The 25,803-nt window shown below is 70.2% G+C and carries 22 protein-coding genes; 7 read left to right on the top strand and 15 right to left on the bottom strand.

Annotation, left to right across the window (positions count from 1 at the left end; translation table 11 throughout):
* Together ACQPX6_RS29750 and ACQPX6_RS29745 are read right to left on the bottom strand one after the other, a co-directional pair.
* Entirely contained in the window at window positions 1–2,727 is a 2,727-nt protein-coding gene (locus tag ACQPX6_RS29750) for a site-specific DNA-methyltransferase (protein WP_433784419.1), read from the bottom strand.
* A complete protein-coding gene (locus tag ACQPX6_RS29745) occupies window positions 2,717–5,791 on the bottom strand; it encodes a BPTD_3080 family restriction endonuclease (RefSeq protein WP_433784418.1) in 3,075 nt (1,024 codons plus the stop codon). The genes ACQPX6_RS29750 and ACQPX6_RS29745 overlap by 11 nt, the downstream gene beginning before the upstream one ends.
* 284 nt (window positions 5,792–6,075) lie before the next feature.
* On the opposite strand from ACQPX6_RS29745, the gene ACQPX6_RS29740 reads away from it, so the two are divergent.
* On the top strand, window positions 6,076–6,960 hold the full coding sequence (locus ACQPX6_RS29740; RefSeq protein WP_433784417.1) for a hypothetical protein: 885 nt from the start codon (window positions 6,076–6,078) through the stop codon (window positions 6,958–6,960).
* 7 nt (window positions 6,961–6,967) lie between these two features.
* On the opposite strand, the gene ACQPX6_RS29735 is transcribed toward ACQPX6_RS29740, so the two are convergent.
* On the bottom strand, window positions 6,968–11,341 hold the full coding sequence (locus ACQPX6_RS29735) for a protein kinase domain-containing protein (RefSeq protein ID WP_433784416.1): 4,374 nt from the start codon (window positions 11,339–11,341) through the stop codon (window positions 6,968–6,970).
* Between the two features lie 50 nt (window positions 11,342–11,391).
* Complete coding sequence (locus ACQPX6_RS29730) at window positions 11,392–13,716, bottom strand: GmrSD restriction endonuclease domain-containing protein (RefSeq protein WP_433784415.1); 2,325 nt, start codon at window positions 13,714–13,716, stop codon at window positions 11,392–11,394.
* A 1,066-nt stretch (window positions 13,717–14,782) separates the two neighbouring features.
* Here ACQPX6_RS29730 and ACQPX6_RS29725 point away from each other — a divergent pair.
* The gene (locus ACQPX6_RS29725) at window positions 14,783–15,145 is read left to right on the top strand and encodes a hypothetical protein (protein ID WP_433784414.1); all 363 of its coding nucleotides are present in this window, start codon (window positions 14,783–14,785) and stop codon (window positions 15,143–15,145) included.
* 81 nt (window positions 15,146–15,226) lie between these two features.
* The gene (locus tag ACQPX6_RS29720; RefSeq protein WP_433784412.1) at window positions 15,227–15,562 is read left to right on the top strand and encodes a hypothetical protein; all 336 of its coding nucleotides are present in this window, start codon (window positions 15,227–15,229) and stop codon (window positions 15,560–15,562) included.
* Here the strand turns inward: ACQPX6_RS29720 and ACQPX6_RS29715 are convergent.
* Window positions 15,559–16,530 (bottom strand): IS481 family transposase, encoded by a 972-nt coding sequence (locus ACQPX6_RS29715; RefSeq protein WP_433784411.1) that lies wholly within the window; start codon window positions 16,528–16,530, stop codon window positions 15,559–15,561. The genes ACQPX6_RS29720 and ACQPX6_RS29715 overlap by 4 nt on opposite strands.
* A 105-nt stretch (window positions 16,531–16,635) precedes the next feature.
* Window positions 16,636–17,007, bottom strand: a complete 372-nt coding sequence (locus tag ACQPX6_RS29710) for a hypothetical protein (protein WP_433784409.1) — start codon at window positions 17,005–17,007, stop codon at window positions 16,636–16,638.
* 199 nt (window positions 17,008–17,206) lie between these two features.
* On the opposite strand from ACQPX6_RS29710, the gene ACQPX6_RS29705 reads away from it, so the two are divergent.
* Complete coding sequence (locus tag ACQPX6_RS29705) at window positions 17,207–17,647, top strand: hypothetical protein (RefSeq protein ID WP_433784408.1); 441 nt, start codon at window positions 17,207–17,209, stop codon at window positions 17,645–17,647.
* Between the two features lie 60 nt (window positions 17,648–17,707).
* Window positions 17,708–18,337, top strand: coding sequence for a hypothetical protein (locus ACQPX6_RS29700; protein ID WP_433784407.1), 630 nt, complete (start codon window positions 17,708–17,710; stop codon window positions 18,335–18,337).
* A gap of 27 nt (window positions 18,338–18,364) precedes the next feature.
* On the opposite strand, the gene ACQPX6_RS29695 is transcribed toward ACQPX6_RS29700, so the two are convergent.
* Both ACQPX6_RS29695 and ACQPX6_RS29690 read right to left on the bottom strand, forming a co-directional pair.
* Window positions 18,365–18,772, bottom strand: coding sequence for a type II toxin-antitoxin system VapC family toxin (locus tag ACQPX6_RS29695; protein ID WP_433784406.1), 408 nt, complete (start codon window positions 18,770–18,772; stop codon window positions 18,365–18,367).
* Entirely contained in the window at window positions 18,772–19,044 is a 273-nt protein-coding gene (locus tag ACQPX6_RS29690; protein ID WP_433784404.1) for a type II toxin-antitoxin system Phd/YefM family antitoxin, read from the bottom strand. The genes ACQPX6_RS29695 and ACQPX6_RS29690 overlap by 1 nt, the downstream gene beginning before the upstream one ends.
* A gap of 111 nt (window positions 19,045–19,155) precedes the next feature.
* Between ACQPX6_RS29690 and ACQPX6_RS29685 the strand changes: the two genes are divergently transcribed.
* On the top strand, window positions 19,156–19,725 hold the full coding sequence (locus ACQPX6_RS29685) for a hypothetical protein (RefSeq protein WP_433784403.1): 570 nt from the start codon (window positions 19,156–19,158) through the stop codon (window positions 19,723–19,725).
* A gap of 13 nt (window positions 19,726–19,738) precedes the next feature.
* On the opposite strand, the gene ACQPX6_RS29680 is transcribed toward ACQPX6_RS29685, so the two are convergent.
* Window positions 19,739–20,815, bottom strand: coding sequence for a glycoside hydrolase family 172 protein (locus ACQPX6_RS29680; protein WP_433784402.1), 1,077 nt, complete (start codon window positions 20,813–20,815; stop codon window positions 19,739–19,741).
* Between the two features lie 103 nt (window positions 20,816–20,918).
* Between ACQPX6_RS29680 and ACQPX6_RS29675 the strand changes: the two genes are divergently transcribed.
* Entirely contained in the window at window positions 20,919–21,332 is a 414-nt protein-coding gene (locus ACQPX6_RS29675) for an ester cyclase (protein WP_433784401.1), read from the top strand.
* A gap of 2 nt (window positions 21,333–21,334) precedes the next feature.
* Here the strand turns inward: ACQPX6_RS29675 and ACQPX6_RS29670 are convergent, their stop codons facing one another.
* From ACQPX6_RS29670 to ACQPX6_RS29645, 6 genes are all read right to left on the bottom strand, one after another.
* Entirely contained in the window at window positions 21,335–22,126 is a 792-nt protein-coding gene (locus tag ACQPX6_RS29670; RefSeq protein WP_433784400.1) for an endonuclease/exonuclease/phosphatase family protein, read from the bottom strand.
* 25 nt (window positions 22,127–22,151) lie between these two features.
* Window positions 22,152–23,423: a ferric reductase-like transmembrane domain-containing protein gene (locus ACQPX6_RS29665; protein ID WP_433784398.1), complete on the bottom strand. Its 1,272-nt coding sequence runs from the start codon at window positions 23,421–23,423 to the stop codon at window positions 22,152–22,154.
* An 87-nt stretch (window positions 23,424–23,510) separates the two neighbouring features.
* Window positions 23,511–24,026, bottom strand: a complete 516-nt coding sequence (locus ACQPX6_RS29660) for an RNA 2'-phosphotransferase (RefSeq protein ID WP_433784397.1) — start codon at window positions 24,024–24,026, stop codon at window positions 23,511–23,513.
* Window positions 24,027–24,036: 10 nt separating this feature from the next.
* Entirely contained in the window at window positions 24,037–24,285 is a 249-nt protein-coding gene (locus tag ACQPX6_RS29655) for an ABC transporter permease (protein WP_433784395.1), read from the bottom strand.
* A complete protein-coding gene (locus ACQPX6_RS29650) occupies window positions 24,270–24,845 on the bottom strand; it encodes an ABC transporter permease (protein ID WP_433784393.1) in 576 nt (191 codons plus the stop codon). The genes ACQPX6_RS29655 and ACQPX6_RS29650 overlap by 16 nt, the downstream gene beginning before the upstream one ends.
* Window positions 24,842–25,777, bottom strand: coding sequence for an ATP-binding cassette domain-containing protein (locus ACQPX6_RS29645; RefSeq protein WP_433784391.1), 936 nt, complete (start codon window positions 25,775–25,777; stop codon window positions 24,842–24,844). Before ACQPX6_RS29645 ends, ACQPX6_RS29650 begins: the two co-directional genes overlap by 4 nt.
* Window positions 25,778–25,803: the final 26 nt, after the last annotated feature.

Here is a 25,803-nt window from a genome sequence, read left to right as displayed (position 1 = left end):
TCAGACCTCGAACACCTTCATGACCTCGTCGCCGTAGTCGTTGATGACCTTTACCGCGATCTTCCCTGTCGACGGCTTAGTAAAGGGCCGCGAGGTCGTCGAGTAGAGCGAGGCCCACGCATCGGCGTCGATGTCTGCCTTCAGCGCGGTCTTCAGTCGCTTGTACGGGTCGTTGCCGCCGGTGAAGTAGCAGTGACGGACAAAGAACGAGTCGTCGTTGTAGTCTGTGTCAATCATCCAGAGGGCGATCTGGCCAGTGTCCTTGCTGCGCACCTCGCCGGTGGTCGGGTCGTAGACGTCGACGCCGTGCAGCTGGACCACGAGCCCGTCTGCGGTATCGGTAATCTCGAGGTCAGGCTCGCCGAAGACGGTGAAGAGGTTGCCCGCGCCGGTCTTCTTCAGCTCCTCGCCCATGAGCAGGTCGGCGTTCATCCGCACCATCAGCACAGGGATGCGGCCAAGCTTGCGCTCGGCAGCGACGTTGGCGAACCCCTCATCGCTCGCGTCGACCGTGACACCGTCGTCCTCAGTGACGCCCGCGACCTGGGGCTCGAATGCGAAACCTAAGATGCACAGCAGACCTACGTTCTCTGCGGCGAGCGCCTCGCGAGCGGCGTCCTTGACGAATCGCGGGCTCACGGTGCCGTACTGCGGGCCGATCGCGAGAGCGACACGGCCCTGCGGCTCGTCCTCGGGTCCGTCGGCCCTCTCGCCTAGCGCCTGGACGTAAGAGCCGGCGAAGGAATCGAAGGCCGAGAAGTTGATCCGCTCGGCGCGGCGGCCATTCTGGATGCCAGCCTTTAACAGGTTGTCGAGGATCGACTCTTCGAAACGCGCACCGTGGACGTCCTGCGCAGCCTCACCTTCCGATGCCGACTGTTGGGTCGGCGCCCCCGGGTCGCTGGCGAACGCAAGCGAGCGGTGCGGGCTCAGTGACTCGACGGTGAAAGGCCCGGCGACACGCACCTTCCTCAGGTCCTCGTAGGGACGGTCGTAGAGCAACTCAAAGTCGGCGTGGCGCTTGACCGCAGCGTCGATCTCGGCGTGACTCATCCCAGCTTTGATGTCGGGGTTGTTGGCAATCGACTTCAATGTGATGTGCTGGACGCGCTCGTTCACGAACCCGTGTCGAATGTCATGCGTAAAATTATGACGAGGGACCAATTGAGCGGTCAGTTCTTGTTCTTTCGAATTTCCTTCCGCGCTGTCAGTGAGAAGATACCACGGATACCTTGAGCACATCAGTCGTTGGCGCGCAAGCGCGAGAGCCACGCGGCTAGTATCTATGGTTATCCATCGTCGCGCCCACCGCTCAGCTACGAACGCTGTGGTCCCACTCCCACAGGTTGGGTCAACGACGAGATCTCCCGGATCAGTGCACATCAACATGCAACGTTCGATGACTTTCGACCCGGTCTGGACGACGTACCATTGATCCTCACCGTACCCGCCCCTTGCAGTGTCGGTCCACAGATTAGTCCGAGGGAAGTACGGAAAGTCGTCCGTGAACCTTCGAAAAGCCAGAGTCTCGCCGTAGGCTTCGAGTCTGTCTGCGGCCGAGAGCCGAGACATTCCCTCGAGGTTAGTCTTCCACCCGCCTTTTCCTGGCGTGTACGACCTGCTCCCATGAGTGACAGAGAAGCGCGCAGAATCCGGGCTCGAGCTCGAAGTCAGAGGGGAGCGGCGATAGACCCTCTCGCCACCGGTAAGCGGGACCGATCCAGTCTTCTCCTCGCGTGTTATCCGCCGGGTGCTTCCGTCCACACCTGCGACATAGTCGTAGTTGACCCAGTCGTACCCGCCTCGATATTCGTAGAGCTGCCGGTACTTGATACCGGTTCGGTCCTTGGCATACCATAGAAGGTAATCTGATACGGATGCGAGAACGTCTGTCCCGCCAGACGGGCTTCCGGCGGTATGGGTCTTCCGAACAGTAATTTGGCTTACGAAGTTTGATGATCCGAACACTTCATCAAGCAGTCCCCGAACGAGATGGACGTTCTCGTCGCCAATCTGAAAGAAGCAGGAACCGGACTCGGTCAGAAGTTCGCGGGCGACTGCTAGGCGGTCTCGCAGGTAGGAAAGATAGGAGTGGATACCAAGCTCCCACGTGTCACGGAAAGCCCTAATCTGCTCCGCTTCACGGGCCGTGTCGTTGAGCTTTCCGTCCTTGACATCGCGGTTGCGGGCAGAGACCTGCCAGTTCGATCCGAACTTGATGCCGTATGGCGGATCAAAGTAGATCATCTGGACCTTGCCCCGCAGGCGTTCCCGTTCGGCAAGTGAGCTCATGACCTGTAGCGAGTCGCCGAGGATCATCCGGTTCGACCAGTTGGCGTCGTGCCGGTAGAAGTCGACGAGGTCAAGCTCGCCGAGGCCGTCGAAGTCGTCGAAGAGCGCTAGTTCCGGCTCGTCATCGGGGCTCTCGGCCGTACGCCGGAGGTTCTCGATCAGAACGCGCGGGTCGATCTTCTCCTGGATGTAGATGGGCGGCGCGTCGACCACCAGGTCGTCGTCGCCCTCGCTGCTCGGGTCATCGGCGTACTTGCCGCGCCACACGAGCTGCGGGTCGAGGGTCTCGTCGCGGTCGTGGCGGACCTTCCGGACAGCCTCGACGTCGTCGTCGACGAACGCCTCGGCATCGGCGGTCGGGATGTTGGCGCGCTTGTCGCCGTGCGTGATCGCGTTGACCGGCGTGGGCCCGGCCGCTGCCTTCTTACGCGCCACGAGGGCTCCTCACGGTGGTGTGCGTCAGGGCGAAGTCGAGCACGTCGGGGTCGCCGATGATCGGTCCGTCGACATAGAGCTGGTGGATGGCGTCAGCGAGGCGGGTCTTGAACTCGACAGGCTTGGTCATCTCGGTGTAGCCCCAGCGGCCGAAACCGCCGTGGTTGTTCACCGCGGCGCACCACGAGTCGCGAGCGGTGGTGGCCTTGGCCTGGGTCGGGCCCGGGCTCTTCTGGCTACCTGACACCTCGATAATGAGGGTGCGCACCAAGCCGTCGTCAGGGCGCGGCCGGAGCCGGACCAGGAAGTCAGGCACGTATGAGTGGGTCCGGCCGGCATGCACGTACGGGATGGTGAAGCCGACATGGTCGTTCTTCACGTATGTCGTCACGTTCGGGTTGAGCTCGAGCTCGCTGGCGAGGAGCTGCTCCCAGGTGTTGCCGTCCTTGCCGTCGAGCGTGACATGCGAGACCTCGGACTTCTCGGTGGGCACGACCTGTTTGCGGGTCTGGAAGTCGACGTTCGCCGTCGATCCGCGCGGCTCGAAGCGGTTGAGCATGGGGCGGAGGCGGCCGCGGCGATCGGTGGAGCGGATGATCGCATCCCACACCTTCTCGGCGGCGGTCGCCTGGAACTCGGTGATCGCCATGAGCGGGGTGAGGTCCCAGCCCTCAGCGGTATCGACCTGCTCGTCGATCCAGTACCGACACAGCTCCGCCAGCCGAGGGAACAACCACGGCCGCTTGTCGTCGGCGCTCGTGAACTGCGCGTCGAGCAGCCGCTTGGCCAGCGCGTAGGCCACCTCTTGCGATCGATACGAGCGCCGGTCGCCACCCTCGTGCTCGCCCTCGCCGACCATCCCCTGCATCTCCACCCACCGCGGCACGCTGCTGGGTCCGATGTAGAACCGCGGCGCATCCCGCAGATCGAGGTAGATCTCCTCGTCGGGGACCTCGACTCGATACCCGTCGAGTCGGGGGAAGGCGATGCGCAGGTCCTCGCGGCCCTCGAGTGACATCACCTCCTGCATCCGCCGCGGCGCGGTTGGCTCGACCGCCGGCTTGTCGGTCGGGATGAATTGGAAGGGGATGCCGTAGACGTTGGCGTACTCGGGTTCGAACCGTCCGTCCTCGTTCACGGCGTACGACCGGCGCCGTAGCCCGCGCCCCACCACCTGCTCGCAGAGCAGCTGGCTGCGGAACGGCCGGATGCCGAGGATGTGGGTGACGGTGTTGGCGTCCCAGCCCTCGGTCAGCATCGACACGCTCACCACGCAGCGGACGTGTTCGCCGAGTCGCCCGCGCTTGCCGACGGTGTTCATGACCTCGCGCAGCAGCTCTTCGTCGGTGATCTTCTCGACGTCCGCACCGGGGTTGCGGCGGCGGTACTCGGCGGTGAAGGCCGCGATCTCCGCGCCGGCGGCCTGCTTGAAGTCGGCCTTCATGCCCTCGCCGGACTCGAGCTGGGCGGAGTCGATGAGGATGGTGCGCGGTCGGGGCAGCGGCTCGCCGTCGACCACATTGCTGAGCAGGGAGAGGTTCCCGGGCTTGTGGACGGTCGTCGTCCCGTCTTCGATCGTCTCGCCGGCGATCCAGTCAAAGACGAGCTTGCTCACCACGGTGTTTGGGCACACGACGATGAAGACCGGCGGCGTCTCGCCGTGGGTGGCCAGCTCGGACTCCCAGTGCCGGAACGCCTTTTCGTAGCTGCGGTGCAGGCTCGCGAGCGCGCCCTCGAGCTCCTTCGGGGGGACCCAGTTCTCGACCTTTTCCTTCGACGCACGGCGCGGCAGGTTGTCGCCGACGAAGTCCCAGAGCTGCAGGTAGGTGACCTGCTTGTGCTCGGCGTCGTCGTCGACGGGGGTGCGAGGCACCTTGACGATGCCGGACTCGATCGCGTCCATCAGAGAGAAGTCGCTGACCGTCCAAGGAAAGAGGTGACCTTCGGAGTAGCCGGACCCGCTGAGGTAGTAGGGCGTAGCAGATAAGTCGAACACCTGCTTGATCCCGACGTGCTGCGCGACCGCCTGCAGTCCCTTGAACCAGACGCGCGCTTCTTCGTTGGCGTCCTCCTGCTCCTTCGACCGCTTGCCGTCGGCCGCCGCAACTGGACGGTCGCGGTAGCAGTGGTGGGCCTCGTCGTTGATGACGATGATCTTCTGGCTGCCGGGCCCAGTGCCTCCGAGGTCGCGTAGGACCCGGCTCACCATCGCCTTGGGGGTCTCCTGGAAGGCGTCGCGGGTGTTGAAGCCTTTGAGCAGCAGACGAGTGTTCTTCGCGACGCCCTGGATCTCCTTGGCGTCGCGCAGCAGGAACGCGTGGTAGTTGGTGATGACCAGCCGTGCGTGCTCCAGACCGCCCTGGAGGTCGGCGGGCACCAGGTCGCGCAGCCCGTAATAGTTCTCGGTGTCCTCCGGCATGAGAACGCGCAGCCGGTCTTTGATCGTGACGCCGGGCGCGACAACAAGGAATCGGTTGGTGAACCGGGCGTCGCGCGGCGACTGCACCTTGTTCAGGGTCTGCCACGCGATGAGCATCGCCATGACCACGGTCTTGCCCGAACCGGTGGCCATCTTTAGCGCGACCCGCGGAAGCCCATCGTTGTGCTCGGCGTTCTGGGGTTCGAGCCGCTCACGCCAGTCCGGGTAGTCGGATCGCCGGCCGGCGACCTCGGTCAGGAAGATCGCCGTCTCGGCCGCCTCGCGCTGGCAGAAGAGCACGCGGTTCTCGCGCGCCGGGTCGGCCCAGTGTTGAAGGAGCTTGCGACTGATTGGAGTGACCCCGCCGTATGCGTTGCGCCGCCATTTGCCGACGTCACGGCGGAGATCGTTGATCAGTGTGTTGCGCTCGCGACGTTCGCCGGTGATGTCGAAGTCAATCTCCGACTGCACGGCTCGGCCGGCCTTCTTCGAGTCCTTCTTGCTGACGGCGATGGGGATGAACGACTCGCTCGGACGCCGACCGTCGCGCACCGACCCGGTTGGCCCCGTCGGTCCGATGTCGTAGTACCGGTCGGGCTGCTCATACGGCGAGTTCAAGATCGGGTTGTCGATCGCTTCGCTCATGTGCGGCCGTGCCCGCTTATTCCATAGGCGGCAGCGGCAGTACCTCCGGCCGCCCCCGACCTCGTCGAGCCCGCCAAGGACGACCCACCCCCCGTGCTGTCGGTCACTCTGTCGATTCGACCCTAACCGCTCGGCGTTCGGAGATCAGCAGACCCTCGGAGGAGATCCTGTAGCCCAGGCCTCGGCCCGGACGTGTCGAGGTCGTACGGACTCAGCGGAGCACTCACCCGAAGGTGTGACGGCTGCTCGGTGACGGGACAGGGCGTCGCTGCGATGTGACTCACATGAGTCCGGCGACGAGCCGCCCACCGATCTCCGCCGACGAGGTCGGGCAGAAGATCGACAGCCTCTTGCGTGCCATGGAGCGCGGTCATGCGCCGCGGCGTGAGGTCGTGGAAGCGGTTCGCTTCGACTTCGCTCGGCTTGCGCGCACCGACGGCAGCATCCCGAGCTGGCGTCTCGCCGAGCTCGACACCGCGATGAAGGAACTCGTCAACCGGACGCGCACTTCGTCCGTGGCCTCACTGGCCGTGCCCGCTCAACGCGCTGTCGATTCGGCGACGAGGCGATCGTCGGACGTGGCCCCTCACCAAGAGCGTTTCGACGCTCTCCGCCGTCGCGTGGATGCTCTTCACGATGCGGTCGAGGCCGGTCGCCGGCCGACCTGGAAGACGCTCGACGATCTGCAGGCCGACCTCGTCGCGTACCGACGCGCCGACGACGGCGCCGAGGTTCGACAGATGATCGACGATCTTCGAGCCATCCGGCGCCGTCTCGTTACCGCCAAGTCTCCCAGGGCGGCCTCTGGCCTCGCCTCGTCGCGGGCCGGGCGCGGATTCTGGGGCGGGCCGATGAAGGAGCGCCGCGATCGGGCACCTCGGAGAAGGGGCTCGTCGGGCAGCCATGGTGCGGCGCCCACCGGCGAACACTCGGCTGAGCGGGCTCGCCTGGCGGACGAGTCGCGGCGTCTTCGCGACCGGGCCGAACGGTTCGCGATGGCGGTTCCGCAGGGGCGGACCCTGCCCCTCCGGGAGTCGGAGCGGCTGTTTCTGCACTTCAAAGCCCTGCGGCCCGACGTCGATTCCGAAACGAGGGCGCTGAATGATGCGGCGGTTCGTGTGCTCGCCGACGCGGTCATCAAGGTGCGACGTCGCGCTGCGACGGCGTGAAGAGACCTCAGCTCGGCGGCAAGAATGGGCTCGGCGCCCCGTGCCACGACACCCGCAGGCGCTCCCGCGGCCGGGTCGCGGCGACGAACAGAAGGTTGCGCTCGTCCTGCATCGCGTTCCGATGCACGATCTCGTCCTCCTCGGCGGGCGTGATCCCCGCTCGCGGGATGACGCCGTCCGACACACCCACCACCGCGACCGCGCGGAACTCCAGGCCCTTGAGCCCGTGCATGGTCCCGACACGGACGGCTGACTCGCCCGCGGCCTTGCGCAGCTCCACGACCGGGACGTCGGCCTTCCGCAGCGCCGACGCGGCGCTGCGCCAGATGTGCTGGCCGCGGCCCACGACGGCGATGTCCTCCCAGTCGATGCCGTCCTCGTGCCACTGCCGCACGGCCTCGGCGAGCTCGGCCATTTCCTCCTCGCGCGTCGACGCGCCGACCACCTCGGGCTTCGAGCCGCTGAAGGCTGACCGGTAGGAGGCGAGGTCGTCGGCGACGTCGTCGAGGCCGGTCTCGTGGTGGTCGCCGAGCATCCGCAGCGCCCACGCGAGGATCTCCGCGCTGGTGCGGTAACTCAGCGACAGCTTGGTCGAGCGGCGGCCGCCGATGTTGATGCCGACGGTCTTGAGCGACACGCGATGGCCGTAGATGCGCTGGTGTGGGTCGCCAGTCAGAAACAGGTCCTCGGGCTTCGGCTTCACCGCGACGCGCAGGAGACGCCAGTGGGCAGGGTGGAGGTCCTGGATCTCGTCGACCACGACGTGCTCGTACGGCGTGTCCTCTGCGGCGAGCAGGCGCGCGGCCTCGTCGGCGATCGTCATGTAGGTCCACTTGCTGTCAGCGCGCAAACCCTCGGCGAACGACTCGATGGCGCGCCACACCGGCGCCCGCTGCGAGGCCGGCAGCGGCTTGCCCCGCCCGCGTCGCTCGCACGCCAGGTACTCGGCCTCGCTGGTGATCTGCTGGGCCAGCACCACCTGCTCCCACTCGGCGTCGAGGAATGCCGGGGTCTGCGTCGTGCCGGCCTCCGCGGCCGCGCGTCGCCAGCGGGCGTCGGCGTCCTTGTCGTCGAGCATGGCGAGGCGGCCGTGCTGGTCGCGGACGACGCTGTGGGCCCACCGGTCGATGTTGATGACCTTGACCGAGGCCAATCGCTCGGCGTTGAGCATCTGCCCCAGGTCGCGTTCGAGTGCCTCGGCGAGGCCCTTGGTGAAGGTCGTGAGCAAGACTTTTTCCGCACCGAGGTCCGCTCGCTCCACCAGGTACTTCACACGGTGCAAGGCCACGACCGTCTTGCCGGTGCCCGGGCCGCCGGTGACCTGGGTGCTGCCCCAGTTCGGCTTGTAGGCGAGCTTGCGCTGTGACGGGTGGAGAAAGGTCGCGAACTGGCTGATCGGCCGCTCGAGGAGCTGGCGCAGCTCCTCGAGGTCCTCGAGCATCGCGATCTGCCCGGCCGATCGCTCGACCGCGGCTCCGAGGTCGTCAGGGTCGACCGGCTCTTCGGTCTTCGCCGGCCCGACCGGGCCGCGGAGCAGGTCGTCGACGGGGACGCCGCGTGCCAGCGAGAGCAGCACCGCGTACTGGGCGGGCGGGATCAGCGTCTGGGCGCGCTCCAGCTCGGCGACGCTCGGCACACCGCGCGCCCAGTCGGCGATCCGCTCGTCCACGCCGAGCCGGCGGAACTGCTCGTCGGTGACGTGCCCGTAGAGGTCGGCGTCGGTGGCGGCGAAGGACTCGGCGAGCCGGTCGAGCGCGACCGCGTCGCGGAGCTCGAGCTCGCCGCTCACCTCGTTGACCGACGCGGCATGGGCGCCGGCCCACAAGGCAGCCGCCTCGGGGGCGTCGAGCCGGATGAGCAGCCCGCGCTCGGCCCCGTCGGCGAGGAGGACCACGCCGGTGACGTCATCGGCGGGCAGCAGCCGCATCCGGTCGTCCCGAGCACCGACCGGCGCCACGAGGCGAGGCGTCGGGGTGGATGCGCGCTGGAGCGCGTCGACCGTCCGGTCGCGCGCCGCGGCGTCGAGCCGCCGGAGCTGGTTGACGACGTCAACGTGGACGTCGAGACCGGTGACCACCGGCGCGTGCACCGTGACCGGCGGCGCGGCGAAGACGGCGTTCCACGCGTCCCGCATCTCCTCGACGGACGCGAACCGATCGGCGGCGGCCTTCGCCAGCGCGCGCCGGAGGAAGGTCGCGAGCGCGCCGCGTACGGCGGGATCGAACGCCGCGTCGTCCAGCGTCACCGACGGCACGAAGGCCGCTGCGGTGCCGTCGTCGCCCCACCGCGGGGTGGTGCCGCTGGCGAGCTCGTGCAGGGTCGCGGCGACGGCGTACTGCTCGGCGGCGAGGTCGTAGGTGGTGCGGTGGCCGACGCCGAGGTGCGGATCGAGGTAGCCGCGGGTGCCGGAGACGACGTCGTCGCGGGGCGCGGCGGCCAGGGAGAAGTCGAAGAGCGCCAGGCGAAAGGGGTCCCGGTCAGCGCGCATCCCGACGTTGGACGGCTTGACGTCGCGGTGGAACACCCCGCGGTCGGCGAGATAGCCGACGGCGGAGAGCAGCTGGTCGCCCGCGACGCGGAGCCGTTCGCCGCGCAGGGGACCGTCGGCGGTGAGGACGTCCGCGAGGGTGCGCTCGCCGGCGTTGGACAGCTCGATCGCGCGGCGGTCGCCGATGGCGAAGGACGGGCGGCGCAGCACGACGATGTGGTCGTGGCGCAGGTCCTCGAGCGCGGCGGCCTCGGCGGTGAGGAGACGCTCGGCCTCGGCGTTCCGCCCGATCTTGAGCACGTTCTGCCCGCCGTCGCGACGGACGAGGAAGGCCCGGGCGACGGAGCCCGTGCCGAGCACCTTCTCCACGCGGTAGCCCCCGGGCAGCACGTCGCCCGTCCTCGCGTCGAGCGGGTCCTTCACAGGTGGCGCCGCCGGCTTGGGGCCGGTCTTGCGCGGCGAACGTGCGGCCTCCTGCAGCGCGCGGAGCACGTCCTCGACCGACGACGTCCGCTCGGACAGGGACGGCCGGGTGGCGTCCCGGACGATCGCGTCGAGGGCCTCGTTGCCGGTCTTCGGGTCGAGGCAGCCCTCGTCGGTGAGGCGCTGGTTGAGCGCTGGACGGGTCTCGGCCGGCGGCTCGCCGCTGAGGACGAGGTAGGCGATGGCGCCGACGCCGAAGATGTCGACGTCGATGGTGCCGTCGACGCCCTCGGTGACGAAGTCGGGCGCGAGGTACGGCTCGACCGCCAGGTCCAGGTGCCCCGCGGACATCGAGGTGGGCGCGGCGCGGCGCGGGCTGCGGCGCGTCGCCATGTCACGGGTGGCGACCTGCCATTCGCCGACGCGCAGCACACCCGACTCCATCAGCACCGCGCGCGGCGACAGCGCCCGGTGCACCAGGCCGCGGCGGTGCGCGTAGGCGACGGCGGAGGCGAGCTGCCGGACGAGGCCGATGCGGTCCGCCTCCGAGAGCTCCTCGCGGTGGCGCGCGAGCCAGTGGTCGAGGCGTTCCGCGTCGCGTTCCTGCTCGATGATCAGGGCGGGTCCGAGCTCGTGCTCCTCGAACTCGGACGGGGCGAGGATGCCGGGATGCCGGACGCCGGCCGCGACCTGGAACTCCCGCTCGGCGGCGTGCCGGATGGACCGGCGCACCGTCTCGTCGGAGCGCTTGGCCTCCAGGTAGATGCGCACTCGACGGTGCGGGTTCCAGTCGATGTCGGCACGACCGGCGTGGAAGTCCTGCCAGGTGGGGCCCTCGTCGTACGGCTGCCGGTCGATGGTCCACGCGCCCACCGTCCGGCTCGGCAGGCCCGACGCGATGCCGATGCTGTGCAGCAGGGACGGGAGCAGCTCGAGGAAGCGCGGCGACGGCCGGCTTTGCGTGGCCCGGGCGAGGAGCAGGTCGCGGCCGACGCGAGGCAGGTCGTTGACGGCGTCGTCGGGTGCGAAGACCTGCGCGCGGGCGTACCGGTCGAGGCTGGACCTCATGCCCGGCTCGGAGAGGAAGAGCGACGCCTGCACGAATGGCACCCGGAGCGCGGTGTCGATCAGGGCGGCCTCGTGCGCGAGGTAGGAGCGCAGCTCCTTGCTCTTCTGCTCCAGCAACGGCAGCGGGTTGCCTTCCGGCCGCCCGCCCCGCGTCCAGTGCGGGCCGTCGTTGGACAGGTGCCCGCGCCAGCTCTTGATCTCGATCAGGTGGAGGCCCTCCGGGCCGGCGACGAGGACGTCGCACTCCCGCGCGCGCCCGTCCTCGGAGGCAAAGGTGAAACGCGCCCAGGCGGCCCAGGGGTCAGGGTCCGGGAGCAGCTCACGGACGTAGGCGAGCGCACGGCGCTCCCCGTCGTGCTCGGATTCCCCGACCTCGTGCCACCGCGGTGACGTCGCCTTCACCGTGCCCCCTTCGCGTCGTCGTCGATCACCGTAGGTGAGAGGACCGACACTCAGGCAGCTCCGGGCCAGCCGAAGTCGTCCATGCGCGACCGGGCGGTGTTGCGCTCGGAGTCGGTGAACAGATCGGCGAAGCGCGGCTCGAGGACCAAGGCCTCGATCGTGAGGTCCAAGCGCTGGTTCTCCCAGAGCTTGACGAACCCATCGCTGACCGCGGGCTGGACGAGTAGCCGGCGGGCCGTACCGAGGGCGCCGTGCTGCGAGATCAGTAGGCGCAGGTAGCTCGGGTTGTAGCGGAGCTCCTTCAAGCACCGGTCGATCTGATCGAGCATCGCGCGGTCGAACGCGTCCTCGAGCGGCGAGTCCTCCTCAGAGACCTCTCGCACCGGCTCGTCATCGACGGGTTCCCTGGTGTCGCTCCCGGGTCCGATCGCCTCGGCGGGCGCTGACGGGTGCGCGGTGCCCTCGTCGGGGCTGTCGCCCGACGCCACCGCGTTGCGCCGGAGCGCATAGCTCCGCAACGTGTCGACGGAGGTGAAGACGAGGCAGTCATTCTCGGCGAGACGATCGAGGTCGGCCTCCTCGGGATCGAGCTCCAGGACGATCGCCTTGTCCTGGCCGGCCTGCAGACCGTCGGGCCAGAAGGCTTCGGCGTGGGCGAGCACCTGGCCGGTGTCGAGGTCGGGGACGTCGCAGTCGACCATCGGCGTGGTGAAACCGAGCTGGGTGAACTCCTCGAGCAGCGCCGTCAGCTGCGCAGCGCGAGCGCCGCGGTCCACGGGCTCCTCCGGCGCCGCCATGCCGTAGAGCGGAGGCGACGGCCACAGGGCCGTGCCCGCGGCGAGGTCGGTGAGGAAGGCGTCCGCGGCACGCGCGAGCAGCTCACGACGGGCGGCGAGGAACTCCGGGTAGCGGTCCACGGTCCAGAGGGATCGGTCCTCGGGAATCCACTGCGCCCGGAGTCCCTCGGGCGTGCACTCGAGGAGGTGCTCCTGCGGCAGCCGCCCGGACAGGCGCGCCGCGGTGTCCTGGGTGACGAAGGCGAAGTTGGCGATCTGGTTGACCTCGGGCCGCCCGTAGCCGGCCGCTGTCAACGCGGCCTTCGGGAAGATCTCCTGAACGTGCAGCGAGGGCGTCGACCGGTCGAACGGCTCGCCGGTGAGCAGGTCACGACCACTGATCGCCCGGGTCAAGAGGTAGAGCAGGGGGTAGGACCGTGCGCCCCGACCGACGCCCTCGAAGTCCTCGGTGCGGATGGCCAGCGAGCCCTTCTGCGACTTCGCCAGGCTCTCGAGGAGCCCCTCGACGCCGCTCGTCTCCGCTGTCTGCAGGTCCTTGTTGAGATTGGTCTCGGCGGACATCGAGAAGCGTCCGCGGAGCGCGGCGTGGACGTACCAGGCCATGGCGCGGTTGGCCTCGGCCGGCCCGTTGAATCGCCCCCCAGCCCGACTGTCGAGAACGCGTACCAGCACCGGGAAGGCGCCCTTGCCCAGCAGCACCTGGTTGTGGTCGATCCCGAAGCGCTCCAGCAGCGTCGTGAGCAGGTGGTCGACGTGGTTGCGGGAGTTCTTCAGCGCGGCTTCGAACTGCTCGGTCGACACGTCAGCGAGCGCCGAGAATCCGGCGCGCCCCGTGGCGGCTGCGGTCGCGTTGCGCAATACCCAGTCGAGGTTGAAGGTGAAGCCCCGCTCGGCCCACGCGTCGATGTACCGACGCATCCAGGGGCGTGCGTCCTTCCACTCGGAGCAGATCCGTGCGAGCGCCAGGTCGCCCTTCGAGAGTTTCGTTCCCCCTGAGTTGACTCGGTTGAAGATGTCGACGACGACGTCGATGGTCTTATCGGTACCGGTGATGATCTCGATGTGGAAGTCACGGTTGACGATGCTGTTCAGGGCGGTGAGCCGCTCGACCCAGGTCGAGAAGAGGGCCGGGTCCGCGCCGAGAGCGGCGAGCCGGGTGATCACCGACGCCATGCCGTCCCGGAAGAGCGAGGTCACATCGATCCAGCGGGCGTCGTTCTTCATGCGCATCGGCGCGTAGAAGAGGAAATCCTCGCTGTCCACGTTGAAGTGGAGGCCGTTGAATGCGCTGGCATCGCCGTCGAAGAAGCCGGGAGCCCGTCCGCGGATGACGCCGTAGAGGCTCGTGACCCGCTGCTGGCCATCGAGGAGGAGCCGCTTCTGACCACCACTCGTCGCGAGCAGCCCGCCGTTGCGCGTCTGGTCCTCGGCGACCTCGGTCTCCCACACCAGCAGGGCACCGACCGGGTAATCGCGGTACACCGACTTCATCAACCCGCGGACCTGGTCGCGGTTCCAGACATAGCCCCGCTGGAACTCCGGCAGCAGCATCGTGCCGTTGTCGACCTGGTCGAGCACCGTCGACAGCTTTGTCACGCGCATCCCCCCGGTGAGTCGCCAGCGGACCCGATGTTGCCTGAGGGTCGGGAGCGGCTGGTGTCCGGGTCACTCCTTCGCGTGACGCCGACCCGTGTCTGCTAGCCCGGGCGGCGGATCGCCGAAGGCGTGCCGGACCCCCCGGACTACGGACCACCGATCGCCGCATTGCCCGCCGCACCAATGCCGACGCCGATGCCGAAGGGCGCTGCCCGGCCGAGCACCAGCACCCCTCCCGTCGCGTTGTACCTCTTACGAAGCGGGGCGCGAGACCTTGTTCACCTGCTGGATCTCTGCCTCGCCGTCCCGCCCCGGCAGGCCCCCTTCGGGCAAACCGGTGGACGAGGACCGCAGTTCGCTGGTCGCTCAGCCGCGCCGGAGCAACGCCAAGAGCGTGATCGCTTTGGGCCAGGAGGAGGCGGACGTCCTCGCGGCCGCCCAGGGTGTCGACTGCGTCGTCTTACGTCTCGATGGGAGCTACGGACGTCACCGTACGTACGCCGGCGCCGGACTGGTCGGTGGCTGCCGTTGAACACCCCGGTCAACGTTCGCCAGGGTGGGAGGAGCGAGACCGCACTTGGGTCTCTCGATCCCAGGCTCCTGAGAGCCGACAGTCCCGCACTCAGGCGTCCTTTGACCCGATCACCCGCCGCCACCGGACGGGGTTCTCGGGTCGACGACGCATACCGAGAAACTGTGGCGAGGGTCACACGAGAACGTGAGGGCGTCCCTAAGGTTTTAGACGGTGAGCGTCCGGCGCCAGTGGGCCACCTAAGGGCCTTCCCTGCGGCACTAGGACGTCGCTAAGCCATCGCCAAGCGAGCTAAGCGTGCACCAACGGGCCTTGAAGCACCTGTGGGCACAGTAAGCCGCCAACAATTCTCTTACTAAGACTGGGACAGGCGACCCTTAGGGCTAAGTGGGAAGCTTAGCGCCGACGAGTAGCCCTTTAGAGTCCCTAAGCCCCCTTGATTGACAAACCTTATTTTCCTGCTTGAGTACGTCTCGCGGCCCACGAGGGTCGGCACCTCCGAGAAGGGTTCTTATTGTGACTGAGTTCAACGCCCTCCTTGTTGTCGCGCGCCTCTGCTCGCAGCTGCCTGAACTCGTACGGCAATGCGCAGAGGCGATCGCGGAAGGCATCACCGACGACACGGCGGTGGACTTCGAGATGTTCGAGATGAGGTACCCCACCCCCGACGAACTCGAGGAGTGGTGCTCGGCCACGGCCAAGTGGATTGCAGCCGAGCCTGTCAACGCCGAGAAGGACCGACGCGCGCTCCTGGGGCTTGGCGCGGTCCACGCGTGCCTCCGCTCCTTCCCGAGCCCCCTGCGCTACATCTTCGCCAGGCAGTTCTGGCTTGCGTTCGCTGAGGTCTCGGACCACGCGGAGGCGCTTGAGGCCGCCTGACGCCGTCGTCGTCGGCGTGGTGCCACAGCGCCCACGCCGACGACCGGTCACGCTCGTCGTCCCCCGAGGCGGAGGTGGACGGTGGCCGGCGACGACGAGCCCGACTTCCTCCGCGCCCGCTGCCCGCTCACGGGTGTGCGGGCGAAGATCGTCGCGCACCTCGTGATCTTCGCCGAGCGTCACTGCGGCGGGGAGATCGTGCCCCTGGCCGGCCTGCCCCTCGACGAGCAGCTCGTGCTGAACGCCGACAACGTGCGTCGGAACATCGCGCTGGCCGGCGCGCGTCTGCCCCGGTCGAGGACCGTGACGAGGGCGCGGATCGCGGTCAACGCCTCGATCGACTTCTGCGTCGCGGTGGCGCTCAGCGCCGACGAGCTCGAGGCCCGCCTCGCCCGGCGCCGCGCGGCCCAGAACTAGGTGTAGTGCCCAGCTGCGTTGTTGACGCGGGTGATGGGTGGGTGGCCGCCGAGCGCGGTGTGGCTGCGGTGATGGTTGTAGGTGTGTAGCCACTGCGGCAAGGCGCCGGCTCGGTCCTCGTTGTTGGTGAAGGGGCGCTTGTAGGCCCATTCGTCGAGCAGGGTGCGGTTGAACCGCTCGGCTTTGCCGTTGGTCTGGGGCCGGTAGCGGCGGGTGAACCGCGCCTCGGCGCCGAGCTCGTCGAGGGCGTGGCGCCAGGCCGTCGACCGTCGGTAGGCCAGGGCGTTGTCGGTCATGACCCGTTCGACGCGCTCAACCCCGAGCTCTGCCAGCGCGGCGGCGGCGCGACGCAGGAACCCGGCGCAGGTGGCGGCCTTCTCGTCGGGATGGATCTCGGGGTAGGCCAGGCGGGAGTGGTCGTCGATGGCGGCGTGGACGTAGTCGAACCCGACCCGCGGGCCGTAGCGAGAGCGGCGGCGCTCGAGGCTGTCGCGGCCGTGGACCCGCCAGCCGCCGCCCTCGCGGAGCCGGCCGAGCTTCTTGACATCGACATGGACCAGCTCACCAGGCCGGTCGCGTTCGTAGCGGCGCACCACCTGCCCGGTCGGACGGTCCATCCACGCCAACCGCGAGAGCCCCCGCCGGACCAGCACCGCGTGCACCGTCGATGCCGGCAGCCCGACCAGCGGCGCGATCCTCGCCGGCCCGAGCTTGCGGTGCTGTCGTAGTTCGACCACCGCGGTCTCGGCCTCGGTACTGGTGCGGTGTGGGCATCGGTGGGCGCGGCTCGGCCGGTCGGCCAGGCCCGCCAGTCCCTCGCGCAGAAACCGCTGCACCCACTTGTAGTCCGTCGTCCGGGACACCCCGAGCTCGGCCACCACGTGCGCCACCGGGCGCTGTTCTTCGAGGACACGCCTGACCAGCAGCAACCGGCCGTGCAGGGTCAGACGGGCATTACGGTGGGCCACCGAGACCTCCGGGTGTGGGCATGAGCGTCGACAACTCACACCTCGCCCGGAGGTCTCCCTGCGTTCAAGCCACCACGCCGTCAACAACGGTCATGGGCACTACAACTAGGCGGCGGCGTCCGCCTCGCGCACCGCCCTGACCCCGCCATCGATGAGCACGAGGTGGTCGTGCCCCGGCTCGCGGACGAGGATCGCCTCCTCGATCTGGGCGAGCAGGGTCTGCAGGCGTGCGGCCTCGGGGTCGTCCAGCTCGTCGGACTCGACGTCGCCGACCGGCTCGACGGCCGACGGGACGCGGCCCTCCTCGTCGCGCACGTGCTCGGCCAGCCGACGGGCGCAGACGTGCAGGCGCACCCGCGGCTCGACGGGCTCGCCGTCGAGGTCGGTCAGGTCCACGCCCTCGGGCGCGGCGTCGTCCACACCGGCGCGGAAGCCGAGTGCGGAGAGGAAGCGGTCGTAGCGCTCCTGGTCGTCCATCCAGTACCTCCGAGGTCGATGACCGATGGTGCGAGGAGCCGGGGTCGTCCTGCCACCGCAGACGGGTGTGACCCGCGCACGCCGGGCGTGACGTGCGCCGCGCGGTGCGACCGGTCACCGGGATTTGCTCGCCCCGTGCGAGCAAAGAGTTCTCCCGAACGGCACGTACGTGCCGACGGCGGTCGTCACCGTGCTCGGCATGACGGTGTCACGCATCCTCGTCGCCGGCCTCCGCGCGGCCGCACTGGGCCTCGCGTTCCTGCTGTGCGCCTCGCTGGCCGCCACGCCCGCGCGGGCGGACCCGCTCCCGGGCTTCGACCTCGACCCGGCCACGCTCGAGCAGCGCATGCACGACTGCATCGGCTACGCCGTCGACGACAAGTTCCTGCTGATGGGCTGGGTCAGCTTCCGGACCGGCGAGCAGCGCCGCTGGTACTGCAGCTCGCTGCGGCACATGTACATCCGGGCCGGCCTCGGCAACGTCCACGACCCGTTCGTGGACGTCGCGGGCTTCATGCGTCGACCGGACGGTGAGCTACGGCTTCCCGCGGCGCGGCGACCCGGGCAACACCCGGCTGATCTACCAGTACCTGGGGACCGCGCGGACGGCCGAGGTGATCGTCAACGACGCCACCGGTGACGTGGTCAGCATGTGGACCACGCCGGCCGACGACTGGACCACCTGTGCACGATGGTCACCGTGACGGCTCCGAACCCGGTGGTCGCCGAGATCCGGCGGCTCCAGCACGCCGAGCAGGAGTGGCGAGCCCAACACCCGGAGCTCCGGCTGCGGTTCGCGCTGCTGGACCTCATCACGTCGTGCTGCTTCCAGTCCTACCCGGACCACGCCGTGGCCGACGACGTGGCGCTGCTGGACCGCGCGGTCGACCTGCTCGACGACGAGGACCAGGCGCGCCTGGGCACCGCAGTCGAGGAGGCGGCCATCGCCTGCGTCCGGCGACTCGACCGCGACACCGCGCGACGCCACGACGTGCAGGGCGATCTCGACGCGCAGGACGCGCTGCGGGGCACCCTCGTCACCGTGCCCCCACAGGTGCTCCTCGGTCGCGACGACGACGAGGCGGCGCCGGACACCGTGTGCTGGAACGAGGCGCACGGGCTCGCGGAGGGCATCAGCCGGCCGTACCACTGCGCGTCGCGGATCGCGGCGCTCGCCTACTTCTCGGCCCCCGACCGGCTCGGCCTGATCGACGAGATGGTGGCGCTCCGCGACCGCTACGAGGCGAGGAGCGGCGAGCGGGCCGAGCTCGACGAGGTCATCCGCGCGCGGATCGCCCGCTACCTGGAGGACGTCGCCGCCCGGCCGTAGCGCGTCGTCGTCGCGTCCGTCCTGCGCTCAGGCTCCAGCTCGACCAGGCGTCGCCACCGGCCAGCCGCGATCCCGTGCCGACGCGAGCAGCCGTTCGTCGTAGGTGACGAACGCGGTGAGCTCGTCCCCGAGCACGACGAGCGCCGTGGCGAGGTGGATGGCGTCGAGAGTCCGCAGGGCCGGATCGCTGAAGGCGGCGGCCGTCGCCCGCACCGTGGCGTCGATCTCGCACCGGTAGAGCCGGGCGAGGAGGGCCGGGACACCGCTGAGGAGTTCGGGTTCCGTGCGGCGCAGCGCCCGGCCCAGCTCCACCTCGGCGACCACCGAGGTCACCCTGGGCGTATCGGTCCGCTCGGCGAGCCAGTCGGCGAGGGCGTCGGACTCGGCCTCCCGACGCACCAGCTTTACGAGTGCCGCCGTGTCGAGGTAGAGCATCAGGAACGCTCGTCGTCGCGGAGCTCGCGCAAGAGCGCCCCGGCCTCCTGCTCGGCGCGGACGGGCCCGACGGGACGCGGCGGGGGCCCACTGAGGGTGGGCGCGAGGACGCGCCCGGCAGCGACGAGATCGCCGAGCGCGCCCGGCGACGTCGGCACCAGGTGGGCGACCACGCGCCCGCGCTCGGTCACCGCGACGTGCTCGCCGGCCTTCACGCGGGCGAGCACGCGGGCGGTGTCCTGGTTGAGCTCGCGGACGGGGACGTCAGCCATGAACACCAAAGTACTACACAGGTACTACTCCAGTGAGCACATCGTCGGAACCACTGGGTCCCCGCTGGAGTCAGAGATGTCGACGGCTTGCAACGAGGGGAGTTGGCTGGGATGTCGACAGCGGAAGTGGACGACGAGGTGGCGCTCCTCGGTCGGGTGAGGGCGCAGGTGTTCGCGCTCCAGCTGGACGAGGGGCTGATCCCGTCGATGGGCGTGGGTGAGGTGCACGAGCTCGCCGTGTCGATCGACGACTGGCAGGTGAAGGAGGCCGACGACGACGGCATGGAGTACCTGATCACCGACGACGACAGCTGGTCGGTGTGCCGAGGGGTCCTACGGCGGGACGACACGCCGGGCCCCGACGACGGCCTCCTGCGGGTCGAGACCTGCGGCCAGGGGTTCCTGCTGCACGGCACGACCAGCAATCCACCGCCGCCCGACCGCCCCGTCTTCATCGAGGGCTTCGTCTCCGTCGAGCCGGTCCGCATGCCCGTGTTCGGCTTCCCCAACCCCAGGGCGCGGCCGATGAGACGCCCGTGGCGAGTCGTCGCCCTGCACCGGGAGATCCTGCCTCGTGGTGGTGTCGGAGGGCGGAAGCCGGCGACGGCGATCGACCGCCTACCGGAACCACGGGACGTCGACACGGGCAGCTACTACTTCGCCGACCTCGTGCTCCCCTGAGGACGGGGCCGGCTCACCGCAGCGGCAGGCGCTCCGCCACCGGCGCGAGGTCGAAGGGCCGGTGGGGCTCGGCCTGGTACCAGTAGGCGACCGACGACCAGTCGTCGCTGCGCCTGTTGGCGTGGCCGTGCTCGATGCTCACGCGGATCGAGCGCTCGAACACCACCGGGTCCTCGATGTGGAAGCGGTAGAGGCTGACCGGCCCGCGCCAGTTCTTGCCGCCCGTGAGCGTGACGCCGTGGTACGGCGCGGAGTAGGTCTGGGTCGGGCACCAGGCGGTGTTGACGTAGTCCTCGGTGCCCGTGCCGTGCAGGGTCGGCGGCCACTCGTCGCCGTCGATGAAGATCATGTCGTCGCCCTCGCCGTACCAGTTCCACCGCCGCGTCCGGCGCCGGTTCTGGATGTTGAGCACGCAGCCGACGTAGTGCCCGTGGCCCTCGGCCTCGAGGATCGTGTAGTTGTCAGTTCCTGTCAGGTTCGTGCCGTGGAACTGGTAGGCGGCGTTCGAGGCGCCGGGCCGGACCCCCTGGGTCAGCTGCCGGCGCCACTGCGCGTGGAAGCGCCCGACGTCGTCGCCGACGGTGTCGAGCTCCTCGTGGTCGACGTAGAAGTAGACGAGGACGTCGTCGTCGGCGAGGTCGCTGGTCAGCTCTATGCGCGCGCCGGCGCCGAACGGCATCGCGAACCAGCAGTTCAGCGCCTTGCCGTCCTCGGGGCTCATCTGCAGCGGCAGGGACACGAAGTTCGTGGTGCGCCCGTGGCCGACGCCGAAGAAGTCGCCGAGCGGCACCGCGACGCTCGGGTGCTCCTCGCCGTCCCACCAGGCGCGCAGGACGAGGTGGCGGAGCAGGTCGGGGACCTTGCCGCGCGGGTTCCGGAGGCTGCGCGAGGGAGCGACGGTCATCCAGAGGTGGGTGACGACGCCGGCCCCGGCGACGTCGAGCATCGTCACCGACTCGCCCGGCTTCAGCGTCGCGCGGTCGTCGTTGCCGCCCGTGCGGTCCCAGCTCGACGAGCGCCGGCGGCGCGAGTGCCGGAGGCGGGGCAGGTCGCGCAGGCTCGAGCCGTGGGGGCCGTAGTCGGCGGTCATCGGTCAAGAGTGCGGGAACTACGACCTCGACGCGTCGCGCGACCAGGCCCACCCTGGCTGCCCGGGCGCTGGCGGAGCGCCCCCGAGGTGGAGGCACGACGCGATGTCGACCCAGCAGAACAAGGAGCTCGTACAGCGACAGTTCGACGAGATGTGGAACGGCGACAAGTGGGACGCGCTCGAGGAGCTGTTCGCCCCCGAGTACGTGAACCGCGACCCCTACAACGGTGACCAGGGCACGGGACCGGCGAGCTTCAAGGCGCGCGTCCAGGCCTACCGCGGAGTGCTCGCCGACTTCGACCTCCGCGTCGAGCGCCAGCTGGCCGAGGCAGACATGGTCGAGACCCTCTGGACGCTGCGCGGCACCCACGCCGGCGAGCTCCAGGGCACCGCGCCGACCGGGCGGCACGTCATGGTCGACGGGCAGCTGCTCAGCCGGATCGTCGACGGCAGGTTCGTCGAGGAGTGGGTGCACTGGGACACGCTCGGCCTGCTCCGGCAGATCGGCGCTCTCTGAGCTCAGGGGCCGGGACGCAGGTCGGCTGTCAGCGGACGGTGGTCGGACGCAGTCGTCGCCGGGGCGTCGGGGCCGCCCGCGACCACGAGTCCGCGCAGGAAGACGTAGTCGATCTTCCCGCTCGCGGTCGTCGGGAGGCGTCCGTCCGGGTCGACCTCGGCGAGCCCCGCGCGCAGGGGCGCGAGCTCCGGGGCGTCCGGGGCGACGTTGAGGTCGCCCATCACGACGACGGGGTCCGCGCCGGCCGCGGCCTCGGCCAGCCGGCGGAGCTGGTCGGCCTGGACGCCGTCGAGGCCCACGTGCGTGACGAGCACGCGGACGCCCGCGACTCGCGCGGTCAGGTAGCCGCGCTGCTCGTCGCGGCGGTCGGGCGGGTAGGTGATGACGGCCGGCTCGGTGATCGGCGAGAGCGCCAGCACGGCGAGCCCGAACTCCACGGCGTCGGCGGGGGTGTCGCACGCCGGGCCGAGGGCGGCGTTGACCGGCGCGTTCGCCTCCTCGGGCGTCGGCGGCCGGATCGGCCCGGGGACGACCTCGTACGGCAGGCCGTGGTCGCGGCGCAGGACGGCGGCCAGCTCGAGGGCCTCGGCGAAGCAGATCTCCTGCACCCCGAGCACGTCGGGACGCTGCGGGGCGATCACCTCGGCCCACTCCGACGGCTCGTGCGCGTGGCTCTGGACGTTCCACGTCATCACGCGCAGCGTCGAGGCGTCCGCCGGCGGCGGGGAGGTCGCACAGGCGGGGAGCACGAGCAACGCCAGGAGGACCGCGAGGACCCGCCCGAGCGTCGGCACCCGACGAGCGTGCCAGCCCGGGCCCTCAGCCGAAGCGCTCGGTCATGATCGCGCCGGCCGGCACCCCGAGCGTCCCGAGGCCGTGGATGGCCGCGCCGACCAGCGGCGGGGGCCCGCAGACGAAGTACTGGTGGCGGCCCGGGACGCCGGTCGGCAGCACCGCGCGCAGCATCCCCGCGTCGAGGCGGCGGCCCTCGGTGCGCAGGACGGAGAGGTCGAGGCGCCGGGAGAGCGCGACGATCTCGGGGGCGAACAGCGCCTCGCCCTCGCGCTCGGCGAGCAGGAGGGTGTGCGCGCGCGGGTCGGCGGCGGCGGCGTGGGCCCGCAGGATGCTCATGATCGGGGTGACGCCGACCCCGCCCGCGATGAGCACGAGCCCGCCGTCCGCGGGGCCCGACACGGCGGCCGGCACGAAGGCGCCGTGCGGGCCGTCGACCCACACCGGCTGCCCCGGCTCGAGGTCGAGGAGGCCGCCGCTGAACGGGCCCTGGTCACGAACGGTCAGCTCGAGCACCCCGGAGCGGGTCGAGGCCGCGATCGTGAACGGGTGCTCCTCGGCGATCGGCAGCCGGCGCAGGCGGATCCACACGAACTGGCCGGGCTCGGGCAGCGGGTCGAGGGGCCGCCCGGCGGGGTGGAGCACGACGGTCGAGGTGCTCGGTGTCTCGGGACGGACGGCGCCGACGACGTGGGCCCCGCGACCGAGCGCCGGGCGGATCAGCCAGCGCCGCAGGAGGACGACGAGCACGACCCCGCCCAGCATCGCCGCGGGCACCCGGACCAGGGGGTTCTCGGCGATGTCGCCGAAGAGCAGCACGTGCAGCCCGACGAACAGGAGCACGAGCACCCCGAGCACAGCGTGGATCCGCGCGGTCTGCCCGTAGCGCCGGACCGTGGCCCGCGGGAGCACGCCGGCGATCACGACCAGCAGGAACGTGGCGGCGATGCCGGCCTGGGTCGCGGGGCCGACGGCGAAGGGGTTGAGCATGCCCAGCCCCTTGGGCGACGCCAGCACCGCGGCCAGCACGTGGACCAGCGTGAACCCGGCGGTGGCGACCCCGAGGCGGCGGTGCAGCCGGTTGCTGACCTCGACGCCGAGGATCCGCGTCAGCCCCCGCACCCGCGATACGAGTACGACGATCAGCGACATCAGGACGGTGGCCAGGAGCCCGAGCGCGCTCGTCCACGTGATCGTGCCGCTGAGGCGGGGCGACGCGAGGGACAGGGTGATGGCCACGAGCGGCATGAGCAGCACCAGGGCCAGCCCCATCACCCACGCCCGTCCGCGCTCGGTCATGGGCGCGGACGCTAGGGAGACGGGCGGCGGCGCTGGTGCCGTTCCGTGTGGCCGTGACCTGTTTGTTACCCTGGGGGTCGTCCTCGCTCACGCCCGCCGCAGGTAGCGGGGGTCGAGCTCGTCGGTCAGCCAGGTGTCGTCGTTGCCGCGCCGGAACACGACGCCGTCCCCGGCCGCGGCCTGGGCGTCCACCGCCAGCACCACGGGCCGGCCATGGCGCGCACCCACCTCGCGCGCGGTGGCCACCGACGGCGACAGGTGCACGTACTGCCGGGCGCCGGGGCGCAGGCCGTCGCGCAGGATCGCGTCGACGGTGGCGGCGCCGGTCCCGTGGAACAGCTCCCCGGGCGGGTCGGCGGCGGGGAGGGCGACGTGCCCGGGCAGCGAGTGCCCGTAGCGGGCGCGCACCCGCCCGCCGGCCACCTCGTAGCGCTGCTTCGACCCGTTCGCCACGACGTCCTCGACGTCCGCCGGCGCCACTCCCAGCGCCCGGCACAGCGCGTCGAGCGAGGTCCAGCCCTCGTCGTCGAGCTCCAGCCCGACCCGCGCCGGGTCGTGCCGCAGCGCGCGGGACATGCGCTTCGAGAGCCGCGTCCGGTCCACGCCGCCCGGGCTACCCGGCGCTGCGCTGCACCGATCGGATCCCGACGAGCAGACCCACGACGCACGTCGCCGCGGCCGCGACGAAGCCCGACAGGATCGCCGGGTCGGCGAGCGCCCCGCTGAAGGCCGCGCGCTCCGCGTCCACCACGTAGGTCAGCGGGTTGACCGTCGCCGCCGCCCGCATCCACGCGGGCCCGGACTCCAGCGGCAGCATCATCCCGGAGAGGATCAGCAGCGGGAAGATCAACGTTTGCTGCACGCCCCAGAACAGCCACTCGCGATTCCGCGCCGCGAGGGCGAGCGCGTACGACAGCGCCCGAGCCCGACCCCGAACACGCCGAGGATCGCCAGGCCGACGAGCACGCCGACGGGGGAGAAGGTGACGCCGAACGGCACGGCCGCGAGCGTGATGATCACGGCCTGGACGACGAGCGGCGCCAGCTCCTTGAGCGCCCGCCCGACGAGGATCGCCGCGCGCGACACCGGCGTGGCCAGCACCCGCTCGTAGCTGCCGGTCATCAGCTCGAACAGCAGGTTGGCGCCGGTGCTGCCGGTGCCGAAGAGCGCGATCATCACGACGACGCCGGGCAGGAACCACGTCAGCGGCGACTCGCCGCCGAGCTGGTCGGCCGACAGCGACCCGGCGAGCAGCGGGGCGAACAGGCCGAGGAACACCAGCGGCTGGAGCAGGGAGAAGATCAGCGAGAACGGGTCGCGCAGGACGAGCTGGAACTCGCGCACGAAGACCGTCGCGGTGTCGTGGACGAAGCCGGTCCGCTGGGCCACGACGTCGGGCGGGGCCGCCACCTCGGTGCTCACGCCGCCGCTCCTTCCTCGCGCAGGCTCCGTCCGGTCAGGGCCAGGAAGACGTCGTCGAGGCTCGCCTCGTGCAGGTGCGCGGCGTGGACGGTGACGCCGGCGTGGTCGAGGCGGGCGAGCAGGGCGGGCAGGCGGCGGGCGCCGTGCTCGAGGCGCAGCTCCACGCGGTCCCCGGGCGTCGTCGACCCCTCGAGCAACCGTGCGGCGGTGGCGACGTCGTCGACCTGCAGCTCGAGGCAGTCCTCCGCGTGCCGGGCGCGCAGCTCGGCGCTGCCGGCGTCGGCGATGACCTCGCCGTGGTCGACGACGACGATCCGCTCGGCCATGGCGTCGGCCTCGTCGAGGTAGTGGGTGGTCAGCACGACCGTCGTGTCGTGCTCGTGGCGCAGGCGCGTGATGTGCTCCCACAGGTTGGCGCGGGCCTGCGGGTCCATGCCGGTGGTGGGCTCGTCGAGGAAGAGCAGCCCCGGGCGGTGCATGAGCCCGACCGCGACGTCCATGCGCCGCTTCTGGCCGCCCGAGAGCGAGGCGACGGTCCGTCGCTCGAGGCCGCGCAGCTCGAGGATCTCCATCAGCTCGCCGCCCCGCCGGCGCGCGTCCGCCCGCGTCTGGCCGTAGAACGCGCCCTGGGTGATCAGTTCGTCGAGGACGCGGTGGTTGTGGCCGCCGGCGTTGCCCTGGCCGACGTAGCCGATGCGCCGCCGCACCCCGGTCGGGTCGGCGACGACGTCGACGCCCGCGACCTCGGCGCACCCGGACGTCGGCGTGAGCAGCGTGGTGAGCATCCGCAGCAGCGTCGACTTGCCCGCCCCGTTCGGGCCCAGGACGGCGACGAGCTCGCCCGGCTCGACGCGCAGCGTGATGCCGCGGACCGCCTCGACCACCTCGCGGCGCCGCCGGAACGTGCGACGCAGGTCCTCCGTACGGATCATCGTGATCCTTTCGGTACAGCGTCTGG

Source organism: Actinomycetospora sp. CA-101289 (genome assembly GCF_050955895.1).
Classification (GTDB): Bacteria; Actinomycetota; Actinomycetes; order Mycobacteriales; family Pseudonocardiaceae; genus Actinomycetospora.
The sequence above is the reverse complement of the archived record's forward strand: the minus strand, read 5'-3'. Positions and strand labels throughout refer to the sequence as shown.

Excerpts from the sequence above, each read along its gene's own strand:
- ACQPX6_RS29690 (WP_433784404.1), bottom strand. The coding sequence starts at position 19,044 with ATGGCTGACGTCCCCGTCCGCGAGCTCAACCAGGACACCGCCCGCGTG.
- ACQPX6_RS29740 (WP_433784417.1), top strand. The coding sequence starts at position 6,076 with ATGAGTCCGGCGACGAGCCGCCCACCGATCTCCGCCGACGAGGTCGGG.
- ACQPX6_RS29685 (WP_433784403.1), top strand. The coding sequence starts at position 19,156 with ATGTCGACAGCGGAAGTGGACGACGAGGTGGCGCTCCTCGGTCGGGTG.
- ACQPX6_RS29675 (WP_433784401.1), top strand. The coding sequence starts at position 20,919 with ATGTCGACCCAGCAGAACAAGGAGCTCGTACAGCGACAGTTCGACGAG.
- ACQPX6_RS29710 (WP_433784409.1), bottom strand. The coding sequence starts at position 17,007 with ATGGACGACCAGGAGCGCTACGACCGCTTCCTCTCCGCACTCGGCTTC.
- ACQPX6_RS29645 (WP_433784391.1), bottom strand. The coding sequence starts at position 25,777 with ATGATCCGTACGGAGGACCTGCGTCGCACGTTCCGGCGGCGCCGCGAG.
- ACQPX6_RS29665 (WP_433784398.1), bottom strand. The coding sequence starts at position 23,423 with ATGACCGAGCGCGGACGGGCGTGGGTGATGGGGCTGGCCCTGGTGCTG.
- ACQPX6_RS29695 (WP_433784406.1), bottom strand. The coding sequence starts at position 18,772 with ATGCTCTACCTCGACACGGCGGCACTCGTAAAGCTGGTGCGTCGGGAG.
- ACQPX6_RS29680 (WP_433784402.1), bottom strand. The coding sequence starts at position 20,815 with ATGACCGCCGACTACGGCCCCCACGGCTCGAGCCTGCGCGACCTGCCC.
- ACQPX6_RS29705 (WP_433784408.1), top strand. The coding sequence starts at position 17,207 with ATGACGGTGTCACGCATCCTCGTCGCCGGCCTCCGCGCGGCCGCACTG.
- ACQPX6_RS29745 (WP_433784418.1), bottom strand. The coding sequence starts at position 5,791 with ATGAGCGAAGCGATCGACAACCCGATCTTGAACTCGCCGTATGAGCAG.